Genomic DNA, 18,886 nt, shown 5'->3' on the forward strand with positions numbered 1-18,886 from the left:
TCAGCCCGCTCAGCCCGCTCAGCTCGCTCAGCCGAAGTACGCCGTCTCGTTCACATGGAACATGTAGTTGCGCCAGTTGGCCTTGATGTACGTGAACCGCGCCGGGTCGTAGCTCCACTGTTCGTCGAGCGAGGCGGCGATGACGTCCTCGTTCGCGCGGACGAAGTCCAGGACCGCCTCCGAGACCGGGGCGTACGACCAGTGCCAGCGTTCCTCGCCGATCGCCGGCGCGGTCGCGGCCGACTCCGCCGTGTACGTCTGGAGGAAGCCGTGGCGGGCCGCGTTCGCCCGCAGCCACCGGTGGTTCGCGGCCTCCGGGCCGTCGTCCGCCCAGTCCTGGGGCGTCGTGTCGAAGAAGTCCGCGTCGGAGCCCAGGTGGTGGCGCGAGACGCCGGGCGCCGTCGAGGTGCGCAGGATCTCGATCTGGCGGCCCTCGGAGGTCAGGGACTCCCACACCGAGCGGTGGGAGTCCTGGTCCGGGTCCCACTGTGGGTCCGAGCCCAGCTGGGCGGGGTACGCGGCGCGCACCTCGTCGGTGATGACGCCGAAGGTGCCGGCGCCGCCCGAACCGGTGCGCAGGAACTCGTACTTGCGGTCCCATATCGTGCGCTGCGTCGCCGCGCTGCGCACCCAGGAGACGAGGACCGTGTCGCGGTCGGCGTCCAGGCCGGCCGCCGCGGCGTCGGCCAGGGCTCCGACCTGGGCGTCCATCTCCGGCTTGACGCCTTCGGGAGCGGACCCGGTGCCGGTGATCCAGGCGGCGACGGCCGCCGGGTCGGCGGTGTCCAGGATCCTCGCGACGACCAGCTTGCGGCGGTCGATGTCCGCCTGCGAGAGGAACGTCCGTGGCGGCACGGTCGGTTCCGAGGCGAGGGCGGCCCGGCCGACCGTGGCCGCGCCGACGGCGGCCGCCCCGGCCGTGACCAGCCCGAGAAATCGCCGTCGACTGGCCGCGCCGCCATGGGCGGCGCCTGAACTCTTCTGCATGCCGTGCCCGACTTCCCGTTCCCGGCACCGGTTCCGTACACCGGCGGACGAACGAGAATCGCACAGATGTCCCTTGCTCCGACAGGGGCAACGGCCGTCCAACACCGCCTGCTGCGGCACAAGTTAGGCAGCCGACCGACGGGCTAGGGCCGGTCCGGCAGGGAGGCCGTCAACTGTTCCCATGCCTCGTGGACCTGCTCACCCACCATCCCGAACTGTGTGATCACCGCGACGCACCGACCGTCCTCGTCGTCCAGTTCGAGCGCCGACGTCGGCCCGTGCGCCGCCGTGGACCGGACCAGATGGCAGGCCCCGACCCCCGCGAGGTCGATCTCCACCGAACTGTTCTCGATCGCCGCGAACACCCGCCCGCCGACGGTCCGGTCGGTGACATGGACGCGGCCGTTGCAGGCCTGCATGGCCGCCGGGGCGAACACCGCGACACCGATGGGGAGCCCGACGGAGCAGACGTGGTCGAGCACGGCGGGAAGGACGCCGACGTCGATCGGCCGGTGCTCGCCGCCGTACTCCTCGAACGCCGCGCGCCGGGCGGTCCCGCCGTCCGCCAGGACCGCGTCCAGCTGGGCGAGTTGGTCGCCGTGCTGCCAGGGCGGCACCTCGGGAGGCGCGGACCGGGCGGCCGGTGACCCGGCGTCGATCGTGCCGACCAGGCCGGTCAGCAGCCGGTCCCCCTCGGACAGCAGCCGCCCCTGGTGCACGGTCCGGCCCACCGCGTCGAGCAGGTGGAGGGCGACGGACCCCGTGTCCTCGTCCCGCGCGACCACGGCGGACGTGACGCCGTCGGCGTCCATGCGCAGCGCGATCGAGCCCGGCCGGACGGCGAACGCGTCGCCGCGCAGGCTCGGGACCGCATAACTGCCGGCCTGGTCGATCCGGGCGACCGGCCCGCCGGTGACCGCCTGGACGTACTGGAAGAGCGTCAGACAGCGCGCGAGTTCCGGCATCCGCGCGTCGATCAGCCGCGCGGTGCCGTTCCGCCTGCCGCAGCAGCCCTCGAACGCGCAGTGCCGCTCGGGATGGTCGTCCGCCATGCTCAGTACACGTCCCGTACGTAGCGCTTGGCCCGGCGCAGGTCCGCGAGGTACTCGGCGGCGTCGTCGCCCCCGCGTCCGCGCTGCTCGGCGATGACGCCCAGCAGCGCCGCCTCGACGTCCTTCGCCATCCGGGAGGCGTCGCCGCAGACGTAGACGTGCGCGCCGTCCTCCAGCCACCCGTACAACTCCCGCGACCGCTCCCGCATCCGGGTCTGCACGTACACCTTCTCGGCCTGGTCGCGGGAGAACGCGAGGTCCAGTTCGGTGAGCACGCCCTGCTGTCGCAGCTCGGTCAGCTCGTCCTCGTACACGAAGTCCGTGGCGCGGTGCTGATCGCCGTAGAACAGCCAGTTGCGGCCGGCGGCGCCCCGCGCGGCGCGCTCGTGCAGGAAGCCGCGGAACGGCGCGATGCCCGTGCCGGGGCCGATCATGACCATCGGGGCGTCGTCGTCCGCCGGGACGCCGAAGGAGGCGTTGGGGTGGAGGTAGACGCCGACGGCCGCGTCCGCGCCGACCCGGTCCGCGAGGTAGGTCGACGCGACGCCCTCGTACCGGCCGTACCGCACGGAGGCGACCGTGAGGTGGATGCGGTCCGGGTGGGCCAGGGGGCTCGACGAGATCGAGTACTGCCGGGCCTGCAACGGCCGCAGCAGGGGCAGCAGTCCGGTCAGGTCGGGGGCGGCGGAACCGGCGTCCCGCAGCAGGTCCAGCACATCGCGGCCCCAGAGCCACGAGTCCAGGTCGGACCGGTCGCCGTGCGCGACGATCGCGGCCAGCTCGCTCGCCGGCGCCCGCTCGGCCAGCTCCGCGATCAGCTCCTTCGACGGGGTGCGGATCTCCCGTCCGGCGAGTTCCCCGCGTTCCTCGGCGCCGCTCGCGCCCAGGTGTGCCAGCAGCGCGTCGACGAGCGCGTCGTCGTTCACCGGGACGACGGCCAGCGCGTCCCCCGCCCGGTACGCGATGCCGCTGTCGCCGAGGTCGAACTCGTAGTGGCGGATCTCCTTCGCGCTGCCCGGCGCGGACAGCAGCCGGTTCACCGCGAGCCGGGAACGGTACGGGGTGCGCTTGTTCCAGGGGGAGCGGGCCGGGGCGACCGCGCCCGGGGCCGTGCCTGCGCCCGTACCTGTACCCGTACCCGTGCCCGGGCCCTTCGCTCCGGTCTCGGCGGCCAGCAGGTCCAGGACGGCCGCCGTCCACTCCGCCGCCGGCTCCTCGAAGTCGACGTCGCAGTCCACGCGGTCGTGCGACCGGCTCGCCCCCAGCTGCTCCAGCCGGGTGTCGATGAGCTTCGCGGCCTGGCAGAAGTCGTCGTAGCCGCGGTCGCCGAGCCCGAGGACCGCATAGCGCAGGCCCTCCAGGCGCGGTGCCGTGTCGGACTGGAGCGCCGCCCAGAACAGCCCGGCGTTGTCGGGCAGTTCGCCCTCGCCGTACGTCGAGACGACGACGAGCACATGGGTCATCGCGGCGAGCCGTTCGGGCGTGACGTCGTCGAGCGCGGTGACGTTCCCGCCGAGGCCGCGTGCGCGGGCCCCGGCGACGACCTCGCCGGCGAGGAGCTCGGCGTTCCCGGTCTGGGTGCCGAACAGGACGTCGATCGTCGCGGCGGGCGCGTCGCCCGCCGCGGTGTCCCGGCGTCCGGCGGCCGCGATGCCGGCGAGGAACCCGGCGAGCCAGGCCTCCTGCGCGGCGGAGAAGGGTGCGTCGGCCGGGATGAGGGACCCGGTCGGGGGCGAGGTCGGGGGCATGAGGGTCACGCGGTCACCGTCTCGGTCGGGGCCTGCGGGGCGAGACGGGAGGCGATGTCCTCCAGCGCCGCGTTCGCGAGCAGCTCGTCGAACCGGGCGGCGCGGACGCGGCCGGCGTTCTTCGTGGTCTGGTGGACGATCCAGCCGTAGGTGCCGGGGGCGTCCACGCTGAGGTTGTTGCGCTGCTTCAGCGCCCGCTTGTAGTCGTCGAGGCGCTTGATCGCGATGAGGGTCGCCAACTCGCCGTCGTCGAACCGCTCCAGCGTGCCGCGCAGATACTTCACGACCCGCTGCTTGACGAAGAAGTCCTCGGTGAGGACGAGGTTGCGGACGGCCTCGGCCACCCGCGGATCGTCCGGGCCGCTCGCCCCGGGCACCCGCTTCAGCGCGAGGTCCTGGGCGACGCCGAGCACCGTGTACGAGGACAGCAGCGAGAACATGTCGTCGCTGCCCTGGTCGCCGAAGGCCGGGGCCCGGCCGTCGAGCACGGTACGGCGGTCGCGGTAGTCGACCTTGAACGCGCGCAGCTTGTCCGTCGCGATCGAGGTCGCCAGCTCGTCGAGGAGTTCGCCGCGGGTCGCCGCGGCCAGGATCTCCGTGGAGTCCTGGTAGAGGAGCAGCGCCCGGGGCATTCCGCAGTACACGTGCTCCCGCTCGCTCTCCCAGTTCTCCAGCAGCCGGGCCGCGAGCGGCGAGCCGGTGGCCTCCACATGCCACTCCAGCAGCAGCCGCACGGCCTCCTCGTGGAAGGCGCCGTGCGCGGTGTCGGTCACCGGGAACACGAGCAGCGAGTCGGCGCTGACCCGGCCGCCCAGCTCGCCCGACGGGTCGTACTGGTACAGGAAACCGCCGCTCATGCCGTTGCCGAGGCCCTTGCCGAAGCCGCCGAGGTTGAGCACGGTGCCGCCGGTCATGTACTCGCAGCCGAAGTCGCCGACGCCCTCGACGACCGCGGTCGCGCCGGAGTTGCGCACGGCGAACCGGTCACCGGCCTCGCCCTGCACGAACGTCCGGCCGCCGGTCGCGCCGAACAGCGCGAAGTTCCCGACGAGCACGTTGCCGCCGCGCTGCGCGCTGCCGCCGCCCGGGGCGCGGACGACGATCCGCCCGCCGCTCTGGCTCTTGCCGACGCCGTCGTTCGCGGTGCCGGTGTGCTCGAGCGTGATGCCGTCGTTGCAGAACACGCCGTACGACTGCCCGGCGGACCCGGTGGTGCGGATCCGGACGGCGTCGTCGACGAGCCGGCGACGGCCGCGGTCGTCGGTGGTGACGGTCGTGACGTCGGCGTCCTCGAGCTGGTGGTTGAGGAGGCGCTCGACGTCGATGGAGAGCTGCCCGCCCACCGACTTGTCGCTGTTGCCGAGGTGGATGCCCTCGACCAGCAGGGCCGGCTCGCGCCGGTCGACGAGCGCGGCCCGGACCCGCTCGACGAGGGCGTCGTCGGTGGTGAAGTCCTTCTCCAGGTACTCCGGGTCGGCGACGACCTTCTCGGGCACGCGCGCGAGCAGCCGGCGGACGTCGAGGCGCCCGACGCTCGCCGGGTGGTCGAGGAGCTGGAGCAGGTCCGTGCGGCCCCGGGCCTCGCGCAGGGAGCGCAGGCCGAGGCGGGCGAGGATCTGCCGGACGTCGTGCGCGATGTTGAGCAGGTACTGCGCCAGCGCGCGCGGATCGCCCTCGAAGGCCTCGGGGTTCGTGGTGAGCCCGGCGGGACACTTCACGTTGCAGTTCTTCGCCATGACGCAGCCGAGCATCATGAGCGCGGTCGTCCCGAACTCGAAGCTGTCGCCGCCCAGCAGCGCCGAGGTGACGACGTCGCCGCCGGTCTGGTGCGCGCCCGAGCAGCGCAGGACGACCTTCTGCCGCAGCCCGTTCGCGACGAGCGCCTGGTGCACCTCGGCGACGCCGATCTCCGCGGACCGTCCCGCGTACTTGAGGCTGGTGACGGCCGCCGCGCCGGTGCCGCCGGTGTTCCCGGCGACGTTGATCACGTCCGCGCCCGCCTTGGCCACGCCGACCGCGATGGTGCCGATGCCCTCCGAGGACACCAGCTTCACGATCACCCGCACCCGCGCGGCCTTGCAGTCGTGGATGAGCTGGGCGAGGTCCTCGATCGAGTATGTGTCGTGGTGCGGGGGCGGGGAGATCAGCTCGATGCCCGGGGTGCCGCCGCGGGCGGCCGCGATGTCGACGGTGACCTTGGGCGCGGGCAGCTGACCGCCCTCGCCGGGCTTCGCGCCCTGCCCGATCTTGATCTCCAGTTCCTGGAGCATCGGGTCGGCGAGATAGCCCGCCCAGATGCCGAACCTGCCGGACGCGAACTGCTTGATGCGCGAGCCGCGGATCGTGCCGTACCGGGAGTGGTGCTCGCCGCCCTCCCCGCTGTTCGACAGACCGCCGACCATGTTCGTGCCGTGCGCGACGGCCTCGTGCGCGGTCGCCACGAGCGCGCCGTGGCTCATCGCGCCGGAGGCGAGCGCACGGGTGATCTCGTGCGCGGGCTGCACGGCGTCGAGCGGGACGCTGCCGGGGGCGTCGTCGAGGAGCGCGAGCAGGCGCGCGGCGGTGCCGGTGGCGGCGACGGTGACGCCGTCGACGTCCGCCCGGAGGGTCTCGACCTCGCCGGGGTGCGCGAGCGCGAGCCCGGCGGCGAGCGCGGCGTGCCGCTCGGCGCCGTCGGGTCCGGGGGAGGTGAGCCGCAGCCGGACGGCCCCGTCCTCGGCGGATCCGTCCTTGACGGCCCCGTCCTCGACGGACGCGACCACTCCGCGGACCGTCACGCTCGCGTTCCCGGTCGTGGAGAACCGGCCGAGCTCGCGGGCGAAGTCCGCCGGGGTGCGCAGCCCCGTGACGTCCGCGGGCAGCGCCAGCACGTCACGCAGCGCGGACGGCCGGCGGGACCGCTCCTCGTGGGTCGTCCGCAGGAAGGCGCGGTACCCGGGGGTGATCCGGAACGCGTCGATCTCGGCGTCGCTGAGAGCGTCGTAGCCGGTGTTGCGGTACGCGGCGTCGGTGATGCCGAACGCGTCGTCGAGCTGCCCGAGTGTGAGCAGCCGCAGCGCGTCCGGGTCGCCGTCGCGCTGCCGGCCGAACTCCGGCCGCTCCTCGGTCATGCCGCCGAACCCGCGCACGGCGTTGACGCCGAACGAGTGCCCGGCCCCGTCCGACCGCTCCTTGAACAGCCCGAGCAGCGGGATCTGTTGTTCCGTCTCCACACTGCGGGCCCGCTCGTGCCAGTCGGTCGTGGCCTGCGCGATACGGGCGAACCCGACGCCGCCGACGGGGGCGTCCATGTGCGGGAAGGCCCGCGCGAACACGTCGTCGCGGGTGTCGAGGTAGTTCGGTTCGAAGAACGCGCCGCCGATGTAGCTCTCGGCGGTGCACAGCCCGACCCGGCCCATGGTCTTGGCCAGCGACTTCTCGGCCGCCTTGCGGAACTTCGCCAGCGCCCGGTCGGTGTCGGTGACCTCGCCCGCGGGGGCGGGCGCGCTCGGGTACCTCTCCTCGGCGCGCAGCCGCGCGCTCAGGCTGTAGACGGCCGAGGCGCCGAAGCCGAGCGCGGTCGCCACATGGTGCGACGACAGCAGCTGACCGCTCTCCGCCACGAGCGAGGCGCGCAGCCGCAGCCCGGTCTCGATGAGGCGCTGGTTCACCGCCGCGACGGCGAGGATCACCGGCAGCGGCGCGCGCGTCGACGAGATGGCCCGGTCGGTGAGGACCGCGATGCCGCCCCCTTCGCCGGCGAACCGCTCGACGTCGTCGCAGAGCCGGTGGAGCGCGGCGCGCAGCGAGTCGGCGTTGGCGGTCTCGTCCCCGGCCACCGGGTCGTAGAGCATGTCGAACCGCTCCAGCGGCACGATCCGCTGGTCGCGCAGCCGGACCATGTCGAGGTGCCCGAGCACCGGCGAGGAGACGACGAGCTGCCGCCCGCCCGCGCTCCCGGTGCCGTCCGGCTTGGGGCCGAGCGCGACCCGCATGCTCATGCCGTCGGCCTCGCGGATGCTGTCCAGCGGCGGGTTCGTGACCTGGGCGAAGCGCTGCGAGAAGTACTTGGCCATGCCGCCCTCGGTGTCGCTGAGCGCGTTGATGGCGTTGCCGTAGCCCATCGCCGAGATGCGTTCCGACCCGTCGGCGAGCATCGGGTCGAGCATGAACCGGAAGCTCTCCTGGTTCAGCGAGTACGCCACGTACCGGCCGGCGAGGGTCAGGTCGCCGTCGTACCCGAGCGTCGTGGTGCCGCGGTAGTAGTCGGGAGCGGGCAGGTCGTCGAGGTTCACCCGGGCCGCGTCGAGCAGCTCGCTGTAGGGGCGGCGCGCGGCGAGGGCGTCGAGCACCTCGCGGGTCCGCATCCGCCGCCCGGTGCGGTGGTCGACGACGAGCATGCCGCCGGCCTCGATCCGCCCCCGGTGCACGACGTCCTCGTCGGGGAACGCGACCTGACCGGCCTCCGACGCCACCATCAGGTACTCGGCGGTCTCGACGGTGCGCAGCGGGCGCAGGCCGAGCCGGTCGAGGCGGGCGCCGATGACGTCCCCGTCGCTGAAGATGACGGCTGCCGGGCCGTCGTTCTTCTCCTCGTAGAGGGAGAAGTACTCGAGCATGTCCCGGACGGCGTCGGGCAGGGTGCGGTCGTTCTCCCAGGCGGGCGGCATGAGCGAGACGACGGCCTCGACGAGGTCCAGACCGTCGTCGAAGACCCGGCTCTGGAGGGTCTGGTCGAGCCGGCTGGAGTCGGACTGCCCGGGCGGCCGCACGATGCTCCGGGTGCGGGCCCGCGCGAGGGCCTCGTCGCTCAGCCGGTTCTTGCGGTCGGTGTTCAGCTCGCCGTTGTGCGCCATGAGCCGGAACGGCTGCGCCATGGTCGGATGCGGTTCGGTGTTCGTGGAGAACCGGGTGTGGAAGTACAGCGACCGCACGGAGTGCCGGGGGTCGCGGAGATCCCGGAAGAATCCGATGACCTCACCGGAGTTGAGCCGCCCTTTGAGCACCTGCGTGCGCGCGCTCAGCGACAGCACGTACAGCCCGGCGTACCGGTCCCGGTCGTCGGCGTAGGCGACGGCCTCGACGGCGAGCAGGGCGCGGTTGGCCGCCGAGTCGACCTCATCGCGCCGCCACCCTGCCGGGGCCCGGAACACCCACTGCACGATGGGCAGCTGGTAGGCCTCGGCGGCGGGCCGGGCCACGGAGTGGTCGACCGGCACCTCACGGACGAGGAGAACCTCGAAGCCCTGCGCGGCGAGGGACCGCCCGACGAGCTCGACGGCGTCGGCGCGGCGGCGTCCGGCGTCGGTCGGCACGAAACAGTTGGCGACGCCGAAGTGCCCGGCGAGCAGTTCCTGACCGGTGAGCGCGCCGAAGAACTCCACGGACAGGTCGACGCTGACGCCCGCGCCGTCGCCGACCCCCTCGGCGGACTTGCCGCCCCGGTGCGGGATGGCGCGGAGCGCCTCGTCGCCCCGGCGGATGACGTCGTGGCTCGGCGTCCCGTCGAGGCGGGTGATGAAGCCGACGCCGCAGGCGCTGTGGTCGCGGGCAGGGTCGTACAGACCGAAGGGGGAGTGATTCACGGGCCCGTCCTGTGAGCGGTGCTGGGGGCGGACGGCCAGGCTGCGTCGGTGAAGCGCTCGCCGTGGGCGGATCGGCCGGTGTCCCGGCCGAGGCCCTGAGTGGTGCGAATGCGTACGGTAAGGGTTACCTAACTTCTCTGGCAAGTGTGTATTGCCCATCGATACGCGACTCGGCATACGACTCGGCATACGAGTCGGTATACGACGTTACGGCATAGGCCTCGGCGTCGAAGTGCGCCAGCCGTCGCCGCATCCGCCCCGTCGACCACGGCCAGCTGAAGCTGTTGCGGCCGTTGCCGTCGAGGTAGTAGCTGGAGCAGCCGCCCGCGTTGTAGACGGTGGACGGCAGCGCCTGCTGGACCTCGGCGTTGAAGGCCGCCTGCACCTCGGGCCGTACGTCCATGGCGGCCCAGCCCGCCGAGCGGAAGTGGCGCACCGCGCCCGCCAGGTAGTCCAGCTGCGCCTCCAGGACCATGTACGCCGAGGAGTGCCCGGTGCCGAGGTGCGGCCCGAGCAGGACGAACGCATTGGGGAAGCCGCTGACCGTGGTGCCGAGGTAGGCGTCCGGGCTGCCCTTCCAGTGGTCGTCGAGGTTGGCCCCGTCCGTGTCGAACACGCGCCGGCCGATGGGCATGTCGAGGATGTTGAAACCGGTGCCCAGGATGATCGTGTCGACCTCCGCGCCGCTGCCGTCGGCCCCGATGACACGGCTGCCGTCGACGGCCTCGACCGCGGTGGCGTGCACGCTGACATTGGGCCGGGTCAGGGCCGGATAGTAGGTGTTGGAGAGCAGGAGCCGTTTGCAGCCCAGGGTGTAGTCGGGGGTCAGCGCCCGCCGCAGCCGCGGGTCCTTGACGGTGGCCCTGAGGTGGAGGGTGCCCACCTTCTGCACGGCCCGCAGCAGAGCCGGGCGGCGGAAGCCGACGCCGAGGGCCTCCAGCGCCGCGTACTCCGCGTTCCGCAGCGCCCGCTGAGCGCCCGGAACGTGCCGCAGCAGCCATCGTTCGGCGCTCGGCACCCGGTGGTCGGGCTTGGGCAGCACCCATTGGGCGGTGCGCTGGAACAGGTGCAGCCGGCCGACCCGCGGCTGGATGGCCGGGACGAACTGCACGGCCGAGGCGCCGCTGCCGATGACGGCGACGCGTGCGCCGGCGAGCTCGTGGTCATGGCGCCAGCGCGAGGAGTGGAAGACCTCGCCGGGGAAATCGTCCAGACCAGGTATGTCGGGAAGCAGCGGCTCGTGCCAGGGCCCGGCCGCCGCGATCAGGAAGCGGGCCGTGTAGCGGTCGCGCGTGGTCTCGACGTGCCAGCGCGCTTCGCGCGGGTTCCACTGCGCCCGGATGACTTCGACGCCGAACCGGACGAGCGGGGTGATGCCGTACGCGGCGGCCGTGTCGCGGAGGTAGGCGCGGATCTCGGGCTGGCCGGCGAAGGCACGCGTCCACTCCGGATTGGGCGCGAAGGAGTAGGAGTACAGCGCGGAGGGGACGTCGCAGGCGCAGCCCGGGTAGGTGTTGTCCCGCCAGGTGCCGCCCAGGTCGTCCGCCTTCTCGACGAGGACGAGGTCGCGCACACCGGCCTCGCGCAGCTTGATCGCCGCTCCGATGCCGGACAGGCCGCTGCCGATGATCAGCGCTTCGACGTGACGGGTCTCGCGGATGACGGTTCCGGCCGGGCTCTCCGGGCTCTCGGGGATCTCCGGGTTCTCCGGGTTCTCCGGGTTCTGCGGGCTCTCGGGGCTCTCGGGGTGTGGCATCTCAGGCTCCTGTCCGGGCGTCGGCGGTGTGCACGGCATCGCGGACGAGGGCGCGTGTGGTGCGCAGGGACGTCTCCAGCACGGTCAGACGGCGCCGGGGGTCCATGAAGTTGCCGCCCATCACCTCCAGGTCGGCGGCGGCGGGCTCGATCCGGACGACCCGGACGCCCGTCGCCCGCAGGGCCGCGCACTCCGCGTCGAGTGTGCGGGTCATGACGCGCCGCAGCAGCGCTTCCGCCCGTCCGAGTCCGCGGCGCGGTCCGGGCGTGCGCGAGCTCATCGGCGCGATGACGTACACCTCGTCGAGCCCGCCGCCCGCCAGGAGGTCGGCGGAGGCGGTGGAGAGGATGCCGCCGTCCGCGTACCGCCGGCCGTCGATGCGCACCGGGGGGAACCAACCCGGCACCGCCCAGGATGCGCGAAGCGCGTCCCGCAGGGCGACCGGCCGGGTGCCGGGGTGCCCGAAGACCGTGCGCCGGCCCGTGTCGAAGTCGGTGGCCACCAGCCAGGTCGCCGGATGCCGGACCCACTGTCCGGCGGGCGCCAGGAAGTCCGCGAGGACCGCCATCCGGCGGTTGTCGCCCCGCCCCTGCGGCAGCATGCCGGACAGCCCGGCCGGCACGGGAACGCCGCGGCGCAGCGCGCGGCGCGCCAGCCCCGGAGATCCGGGGAACGCCGCGGGCCTCGGCGGGATCGCCCGGGGCGCAGCCGCGAAGTGCCGGACCAGCTCGGGCCGGGCGTCCTGGCCGGCCAGTTGCGCGGCCAGCAGATCCGCCACGCCGATGCCGCCGCCGAGCATCGCCGCCACCTCGGCCCCGGCGGAGGTGCCCACCAGGACCTCGGCCTCGCGCGGGTCCCATTGCAGGGCCTGCTGGAGCGAGTGCAGGGCGCCGATGGTCCAGGCGGCGCCGAGGGTTCCTCCACAGCCGAGAGCCAGTCCGCGGGAAGGGGTCGTGGAAGGGGGCGTGGAGGGGGGCGTGGAGGGGGGCGTGGAAGGGGACGTGGGAGGGGTCGTTCGCTTGCCCGGTGTTGCGGTCACTGCGTTCTCCGCCCATTCGGGATACCGACGAGATCGGGATACTAGCGGTATCCGAATGCGCTGGACAGATACGAGTGGACAGTCCGAGCCGGAGTTAGGATCCGAGAGCTTCAGGAGCTCGGGAGAGGGAGCGAGACATGGCCCGCCTCAGCCGCGCCGAGAGTCAGGAACGCACGCGCGAGCGGCTCGTCGCCACCGCGCGGCAGTTGTTCCTCCGCGACGGCTACAGCGCCACTTCGCTCAGCGACGTCGCGGAGGCGGCCGGCTACTCCAAGGGCGCCGTCTACTCCAACTTCCGCAGCAAGGACCATCTGTGCCTGGTGGTCCTCGACGACATCCGGGCCGACCAGCTGACGCTGCTCACGGATTCCGTCATGCGCGGCGCCCGGATCGACGATCGCCTGGCGAACTTCGCCGCATGGGGCGAGGAGCACATCGGGGACGAGGCCTGGACCACGCTGGAGGTCGAGTTCCTCGCCGGCGCCCGGCACGACGACGAGCTCCGGCGGGAGATCGCGGCCCGCGCCGCCATGATCCACGAGATGCTCGCCCAGCTCCTCGACGCGCTGGCCCAGGAGTTGGGCGTCACGCCGGCCATGCCCGCCGACCAGGCCGCGCGGACCCTGCTCGGTCTCGGCATCGGACTCGGCGTCCAGCGGATCGCCGACCCGACCATCCCCACCGCCGTACTGACCGACACCCTCCGGCTCATCCTGCGCCTGCCCGACTAGGTTCGCCTCTCGGTGCGTTGTCAGTGCCCCCGGTTAGGGTCGCAGGTGCGCGGTCGGCTTCCGAGGTGTCCAGCTCTGTAAAGCAGCTGCATCCCCGAATCTGTCCGGGGGCGGCCCGGTGTGAGAGCCGGGACCCAACCGACGGTCGGGCCCAGTCGATGGCCAAGAGGTGACCTGTCAGCGCCGGCCGCGCACCCCTTCCGCCTACCCGGGCCGCTCGGCTCAGCGCTGGATCATGTTGAACTCGTATCCCGCCTCTTGGAGCCTGATCGCCGTCTCCTGGATGTCCTCGCTGCGGAACTCCCGCCAGGTTTCGAGCAGTGCGGCGATCGGCGGCAGGAGCTGCACATCCTCGACCCGGGCAGGAGTGCCCCAGTGCGGGATGACCAGCGGTATGCCGTGCTCGCTCACCTCCCCGACCTCGACGTCGAAGGGGTACCAGTTCAGCGTGTGGCCGTCGAAGCCGGCGTCGAGGACGACCAGGCCGTTCGCGAAGGGCTCGCCCGGGAGCTCCAGCGCCGTGCGCAGGTCGCAGTCCTCCCACGCCACGAGGAGCCGGGTCGCCATGAGCACCGAGGGGAACAGCCCCAGGTCCGCGACTGCGGACGCCGCGTCCGCGCCGCGGTAGAAGAGCCGACAGGTGATGAAGCCGATGTAGGGCTGGTCCATGTCCTCGGCCAGGATGTGGACCTGGGGCCGGGGGCAGGTACCGGTCTTCCGCAGCAGTTCCTCGCTCGCGCGCAGAATGACCTCGGACAGGGTCTCGACCAGATCTGTCATGCGGTCACGCTATGCGTTCGGCGTATCGTGCACAGGAGAACTTGATGTTGAGGGGCGCGCACCGTGAAGTCGGGTGCGCGCGACAGGCGTTGGGGGGCGCGTGCGGAAGCGGTGGGCGACGGCTGTCCGGTCCAGACTCGACGGTGCGGCCGGTCCGTACGGCCTGCTCGACCCTGCCGCCCTGACCGAGGCGGTGGAGCTCTTCGCCGGTACGACCCGCACCCAGGACATCGTGGAGACCTGCCACCTCGTCGGGACGCTGCACTGGCGGCGGGGGCTGGCGCTCGCCGACGCACGCGCCCTGCCCGAGGTGCGGACGGCCACCGCGCTGCTCGTCCTCGTGAGCCTGCTGAAGCCCGATCTGCCCTTGCCCGAGCCGGTGCCGCGACCGCCCGGGCCGCCCTTGAACCCGGACGGCGAGGCGACGTGGGAGAACCTGCTCCAGGTGCTGGCGTCGCACCTCGACGGCGGCGCCGACGCGCACGCCGCGCGGCTGACGATCCACGCCGCGCGCAACGCCGTGGCCGATGCCGTGGCCGATGCCGCGGCCGGCACCGCCGACGATTCCGCCTTGCTCGTCGGCCGGCTGAGGACCCTGGGAACGGCCTGGCAGCGCCTGTACGAGCACACGGGGGAGCTCGCCGACATCCAGCAGGCCGTCGCGGTCGCCCGTGGTGCGGTGGAGCGGTCCGCCGTCGGGAGCACGGACCGGACGATGTGCCTGCACAACCTGGCCGAATCCCTCCGCGCGCTGTTCCAGCGCACCGGCGATGTCCGACATCTGCGGAAGGCGGTCGACGTCGGTCGGGCGGGGGTCCGTGCGATGTCGCCGGTGGACGAGAAGCGGTACGTGCCCCTGGGCGGGCTGGCCGACTCCCTGCGGATGCTGTACGAGCGCTCGGACGACGCCGCCCTGCTGGATGAGGCCCTGCGGCTGAGCACCACCGCGCTGGAGGCCTTACCGGACTCGGACCAGGCCAGGTCGGTGGTGCTCGTGAACGCCGCCCTCCTGCTGAGCCACCAGTTCGCGCGCACCGGGGACCAGTCGGTCCTGGCCGAGGCGATCGCCATGTCGCGCGGCGCGGTCGGGGCTGCGCCACGCGGTACGCCGATCCGGCAGACGGCCCTGAACAACCTCGGCGACCTGCTCAACACGCTCTCCGACCGCACCGGGGACATGGCCGCGCTCGACGAGGGCATCGAGGCCGCGAGCGCCGTCGTCGACCTGCTGCCCGCCGGGCACCCCGACGGACCGCGCTACCGGTCGACCCTCCTGCGCATGCTGAACCAGCGCTTCAACCGGACGGGAGACGTGCGGGCCCTCGACCGCGCGATCGTGCTGGGCGACGAAGCGGTGGAGGCGACGCCCGAGGACCATCCGAATCGATGGATGTATCTGGCGAACCTCGCCGTCGTACTGAAGGCCAGTGCCCGCCGGGCGGAGGACCTCGGCAGTCTGCGGCACGCCATCGCGTTGGAGCGCGAGATGGCGGAGCTCGCCTCCCGCGCGGGCGGCCGTGACCGGGCCGCCGTGCTGGCGAACCTCGGCAACTCCCTGCGGCTGCACTTCGAGCAGTCGGGGGACCCGGCCTCGTTGGAGGAGGCGATCGCGGTGGGCCGCACCGCCGTCGACGGGACCGCCGAGGACCATCACTTCCGGGCGCACTGCGAACTGAATCTGGCGCTGTCGTTGTCGTTGTCGCTGTCGCCGGGCATCCGCGGTGGGCGCCGGCCGCTTGTGAGCGCGGAGGACGGGCGGCAGGCCGACGACGGGCGGCATGCCGAGGAGGCGCTCGGCCTCCTGGAGACGGCGGCGTCCCGGGCCGGCGCCCCGACCGCGGTCCGGCTGTCCGCCGCCCGGGAATGGGGCGAGCTCGCGATGGCGATCGGCCGGCCCGCGCAGGCGGCGCGCGGATTCGCCCTCGGCGTGGCACTGCTGCCCCGCCTCGCGGCTCGTGGCCTCCTGCGCTCCGATGCGACGCGATGGATGACCGAGTACTCCCGTCTGGCGAGCGACGCGGCCGCCTGCGCGCTTGCCGCCGGACTGCCGGACCGGGCGGTCGAGGTGCTCGAAATGGGACGCGGTGTGCTGCTGGCGCAGGCCCTGGAGTCCCGAACGGATCTCACCGAACTGCGTGAGCGCGCCCCGGACCTGGCCGACCGGTTCGATCACCTGTGCGCCCGCCTGGACGACTCCACCACCGAGGGTTCCACGACGGACGGCTCGACCACCGACGGCTCGACCACCGACGGCTCGACCACCGACGGCTCCGACCTGATCGGCGCCGCCGAGGGCTCCGGAGGCGCGGCCGACCCGGATCTCCGCCGCAGGCTGGCACAGGAGCTGGAGGATCTGGTCGCCCGGATCCGGACACTGCCCGGTCTCGAGCGCTTCCTGCTGCCCCCGCAGGCCGCGCAGCTCGCCGCCGAAGCCCACAGCGGCCCCATCGTCATGGTCAACGTCAGCCGGTACCGGTGCGACGCGCTCGTGCTGACCGCCGCCGACGGCATCCAGGTGTGCGAACTGCCGAACGTCGACCACGACGACGTCCACGACCGCCTCCATGACATGCGCCGCCTTCTGGCGCGCAGCGGCAGCTCGCGCGACGCACGCATCGAGGCCGAACGGGTCATGGCGGAGGACACGTTGCCCTGGCTCTGGGACGACGTGGCGGAACCGGTCCTGGACCTGCTCGGTCTCACCCACCCCGTGGGCCGGACCGGCACGCGTCGCATGTGGTGGATCCCCTGCGGCCCGCTGGCGCACTTCCCGCTGCACGCCGCCGGCCGCCATCTTCAGGCGCCCTCCGCGGACGGGCGGCGGGAGACGGTCATGGACAGCGTCGTGTCCTCGTACACGCCCACCGTGCGGGCGCTGTCCCATGCCCGCGCCCAGCACACCCGGCGTACGACGCCGTCCGGGGAATCCGGTCCGCCGCGCGTACTGGCGGTCGCCATGCCGCACACGCCGGGCGCACGCGACCTGCCGGGCGCCCGCACCGAGTACCAGCACCTGGCCCGGATCTTTCCCGCGCTGGAGGGCCTGGTCGGGGAGGAGGCGACCCGCGAGGCCGTGCTGTCCCGCCTGGCCGCCCACCCCTGGGCGCATTTCGCCTGCCACGCCGGGGTGGATCCCGACGACCCGCACCGAAGTCACCTGCTGGTCCACGACCATGCCGCCCACCCGCTCGACGTGCGGGAGATCTCCCGGCTGCGGCTCGAGCGATCCGAGTTCGCCTATCTGTCCGCCTGCGCCACCGCCGTGACCGGACGCGACCTGGCCGACGAGGCCCTCCACGTCGTCACCGCGTTCCAGCTCGCCGGATTTCCGCAGGTCGTCGGCACGCTGTGGCAGATCAACGACACCATCGCCGTCGAGATCGCCGAGCGCGTCTACGCGCAGCTCGCCGCGGACGGCTTCGACGCCGCCCGCACCGGCGTCGCCGTGCATACCGCGATCGGACTGATCCGAGACCGCTACCCCGGTTTCCCGACCCTCTGGGCCGCGCACATCCACATGGGTCCGTGACCTGCTGCCGACGGCCACGGCAGGGGTGTACACGGCTATTGACCTGCGCAGATTCGCTGTGCTTCGCTCGCGGGTCGAAGAACGGGCGGGAACGAGGCCGGAAACGGCTCCGGAACGGCTCCGGAACGAGACCGGAACCACGCCGGAACCCGGACAGCCGACTTTCCGTCTTGCTTCGACGGACTGCTCTTCCTGCCGGAGAGAGCGGCCCCGGCTGGAGGGTGACGAACGAAACCCACCCCGAAACCACCAGAATCTAACAAAGCGGCCGAAATTGATACGTATAACACCGAAGGCGTCTTCGCGAACGGCGCGAATAGCCTGGAGAACGGCGTCCTCCGTGTGGCGTCGGCCACGGGCGAGACTCTGGGCCGTGGCGGGTGTCGCGGTCCTCGGATTCCTCATAGCGCTGGAGTCCGCCGCACATCGCTACGGCCTGCCGGGGCCGATCACCTGCCAGGTGCGCGAGGCGATATTCCCCCCCAAGTCGGGTGCTCTGCTCTACGCCAGCATGGCGTTGATGCTGGTGGTGCTCACCTGGCGGCAACGGTTCATCGCGACCGGTGTCGCGATCGGCATCGACGCCGTCGTCTGGCTGGTCCGTTGGGCGGTCGACGCCAAGGTGACCGAAGGCCACCCCTTCGGCACCGGCGCGTTGTGGGTGATTCTGGGCTACGCGGTCATCGCGGTCACGCGCCGCCGCGGCCATGAACGTGTGCTGCTGCTGAAGGGCGTCGGACTGGCTCTGCTGCTGGTGGCCGGCCGCAAGGCCGGAGACACCTGGCTGCTCATCACCTCGACGACCCGCCCGGTGGTGCTCGACCAGTACGTGGCGACCGCCGATCACGCGCTGGGCAACCCCTCGTGGGTGATGGGCCGGATCGTCACGGCCACCGGCCCGATCGGCTTCAATTTCCTCGACTTCGTCTACGGCAACCTCGCGGTGGCCGCGGTCCTGGTCGCGCTCTGTCAACTGCGCAACGTGGGGGCCGAGGGCCGCTTCCCGGGCCATCATCTGGTGCGCAGCTTCCTGGCGATCGGCATGCTCGGGCCGGCCATCTACATGATCTTCCCGGTGGTCGGACCGATCTTCGCCTACGGCGACGGCACCGAGCACTGGGCGGCGGTCAGCCTGTGGTCGGAGACGCACTCCACCGCGCAGTGGGCGGTGGCCGATCTGTGGCCGGGAACGCCGCCGCCGATCACCGCCCCGCACGGCATGCCGTTCGACAAGATCACCCCACGCAACTGCATGCCCAGCCTGCACACGGCATGGGCCGTCGCGATCTACATCCACTCCCGGAAGGGCCCGAGGACGCTGCGCTTCGCCGGCACGTTCTGGTTGATCGCCACGCTCTGCGCAACCCTGGGATTCGGCTACCACTACGGCGTGGACCTCGTGGCCGGCGTGGTGTTCACGCTCACGATCGAGGCGGCGCTGCGCTCGCTCGACCGCGGCTGGGACCGATCCGGGATCCGGCTGGTCGTCTACGGCACGACGGTCTTCACCGCGCTCCTGGTGTCCTACCGCTTCCTGCCGCTGCCGATGGCCGAGCATCCGTGGCTGTCCGGACCGCTCCTCATCCTGGCGATGACCTCGGTGATCTACGGCTACGTCCGGACCACCGCACTCGCCCGGCCGGAACCGCAGACCACCCCGACGCGACAGCCGGAACCGCAACACGAACTGATCTGAATCG

At 72.5% G+C, this 18,886-nt stretch carries 10 protein-coding genes; 3 read left to right on the forward strand and 7 right to left on the reverse strand.

The annotated features are described in order from the left end of the window. Positions 1-27: 27 nt before the first annotated feature. The 6 genes from ACWD4O_RS26135 to ACWD4O_RS26160 all read right to left on the reverse strand — a co-directional run bounded on the left by ACWD4O_RS26135 (position 28) and on the right by ACWD4O_RS26160 (position 12,146). Positions 28-987: a D-alanyl-D-alanine carboxypeptidase family protein gene (locus tag ACWD4O_RS26135; RefSeq protein WP_451283332.1), complete on the reverse strand. Its 960-nt coding sequence runs from the start codon at positions 985-987 to the stop codon at positions 28-30. 143 nt (positions 988-1,130) lie between these two features. After that, positions 1,131-2,039: a hypothetical protein gene (locus ACWD4O_RS26140; RefSeq protein WP_451283334.1), complete on the reverse strand. Its 909-nt coding sequence runs from the start codon at positions 2,037-2,039 to the stop codon at positions 1,131-1,133. 2 nt (positions 2,040-2,041) lie between these two features. Next, positions 2,042-3,787, reverse strand: coding sequence for a diflavin oxidoreductase (locus ACWD4O_RS26145; protein WP_451283609.1), 1,746 nt, complete (start codon positions 3,785-3,787; stop codon positions 2,042-2,044). A 5-nt stretch (positions 3,788-3,792) separates the two neighbouring features. Continuing rightward, positions 3,793-9,351 (reverse strand): glutamate synthase-related protein, encoded by a 5,559-nt coding sequence (locus tag ACWD4O_RS26150; protein WP_451283336.1) that lies wholly within the window; start codon positions 9,349-9,351, stop codon positions 3,793-3,795. A 124-nt stretch (positions 9,352-9,475) separates the two neighbouring features. Next, positions 9,476-11,107: an NAD(P)-binding domain-containing protein gene (locus ACWD4O_RS26155; RefSeq protein WP_451283338.1), complete on the reverse strand. Its 1,632-nt coding sequence runs from the start codon at positions 11,105-11,107 to the stop codon at positions 9,476-9,478. Between the two features lies 1 nt (position 11,108). Then, the gene (locus ACWD4O_RS26160; protein ID WP_451283340.1) at positions 11,109-12,146 is read right to left on the reverse strand and encodes a patatin-like phospholipase family protein; all 1,038 of its coding nucleotides are present in this window, start codon (positions 12,144-12,146) and stop codon (positions 11,109-11,111) included. 137 nt (positions 12,147-12,283) lie between these two features. Here ACWD4O_RS26160 and ACWD4O_RS26165 point away from each other — a divergent pair, with 137 nt between their 5' ends. After that, the gene (locus ACWD4O_RS26165; RefSeq protein ID WP_451283342.1) at positions 12,284-12,877 is read left to right on the forward strand and encodes a TetR/AcrR family transcriptional regulator; all 594 of its coding nucleotides are present in this window, start codon (positions 12,284-12,286) and stop codon (positions 12,875-12,877) included. A 222-nt stretch (positions 12,878-13,099) separates the two neighbouring features. Here the strand turns inward: ACWD4O_RS26165 and ACWD4O_RS26170 are convergent, their stop codons facing one another. Further along, on the reverse strand, positions 13,100-13,657 hold the full coding sequence (locus tag ACWD4O_RS26170; protein ID WP_451283344.1) for a hypothetical protein: 558 nt from the start codon (positions 13,655-13,657) through the stop codon (positions 13,100-13,102). Positions 13,658-13,757: 100 nt separating this feature from the next. On the opposite strand from ACWD4O_RS26170, the gene ACWD4O_RS26175 reads away from it, so the two are divergent. Together ACWD4O_RS26175 and ACWD4O_RS26180 are read left to right on the forward strand one after the other, a co-directional pair. Then, entirely contained in the window at positions 13,758-17,186 is a 3,429-nt protein-coding gene (locus tag ACWD4O_RS26175) for a CHAT domain-containing protein (RefSeq protein ID WP_451283345.1), read from the forward strand. A gap of 373 nt (positions 17,187-17,559) precedes the next feature. Further along, positions 17,560-18,882 (forward strand): DUF5933 domain-containing protein, encoded by a 1,323-nt coding sequence (locus ACWD4O_RS26180; RefSeq protein ID WP_451283347.1) that lies wholly within the window; start codon positions 17,560-17,562, stop codon positions 18,880-18,882. Positions 18,883-18,886: the final 4 nt, after the last annotated feature.

The sequence above is a fragment of the Streptomyces sp. NPDC002623 genome (assembly GCF_053592635.1).

Excerpts from the sequence above, each read along its gene's own strand:
- ACWD4O_RS26170 (WP_451283344.1), bottom strand. The coding sequence starts at position 13,657 with ATGACAGATCTGGTCGAGACCCTGTCCGAGGTCATTCTGCGCGCGAGC.
- ACWD4O_RS26140 (WP_451283334.1), bottom strand. The coding sequence starts at position 2,039 with ATGGCGGACGACCATCCCGAGCGGCACTGCGCGTTCGAGGGCTGCTGC.
- ACWD4O_RS26155 (WP_451283338.1), bottom strand. The coding sequence starts at position 11,107 with ATGCCACACCCCGAGAGCCCCGAGAGCCCGCAGAACCCGGAGAACCCG.
- ACWD4O_RS26145 (WP_451283609.1), bottom strand. The coding sequence starts at position 3,787 with ATGCCCCCGACCTCGCCCCCGACCGGGTCCCTCATCCCGGCCGACGCA.
- ACWD4O_RS26165 (WP_451283342.1), top strand. The coding sequence starts at position 12,284 with ATGGCCCGCCTCAGCCGCGCCGAGAGTCAGGAACGCACGCGCGAGCGG.
- ACWD4O_RS26135 (WP_451283332.1), bottom strand. The coding sequence starts at position 987 with ATGCAGAAGAGTTCAGGCGCCGCCCATGGCGGCGCGGCCAGTCGACGG.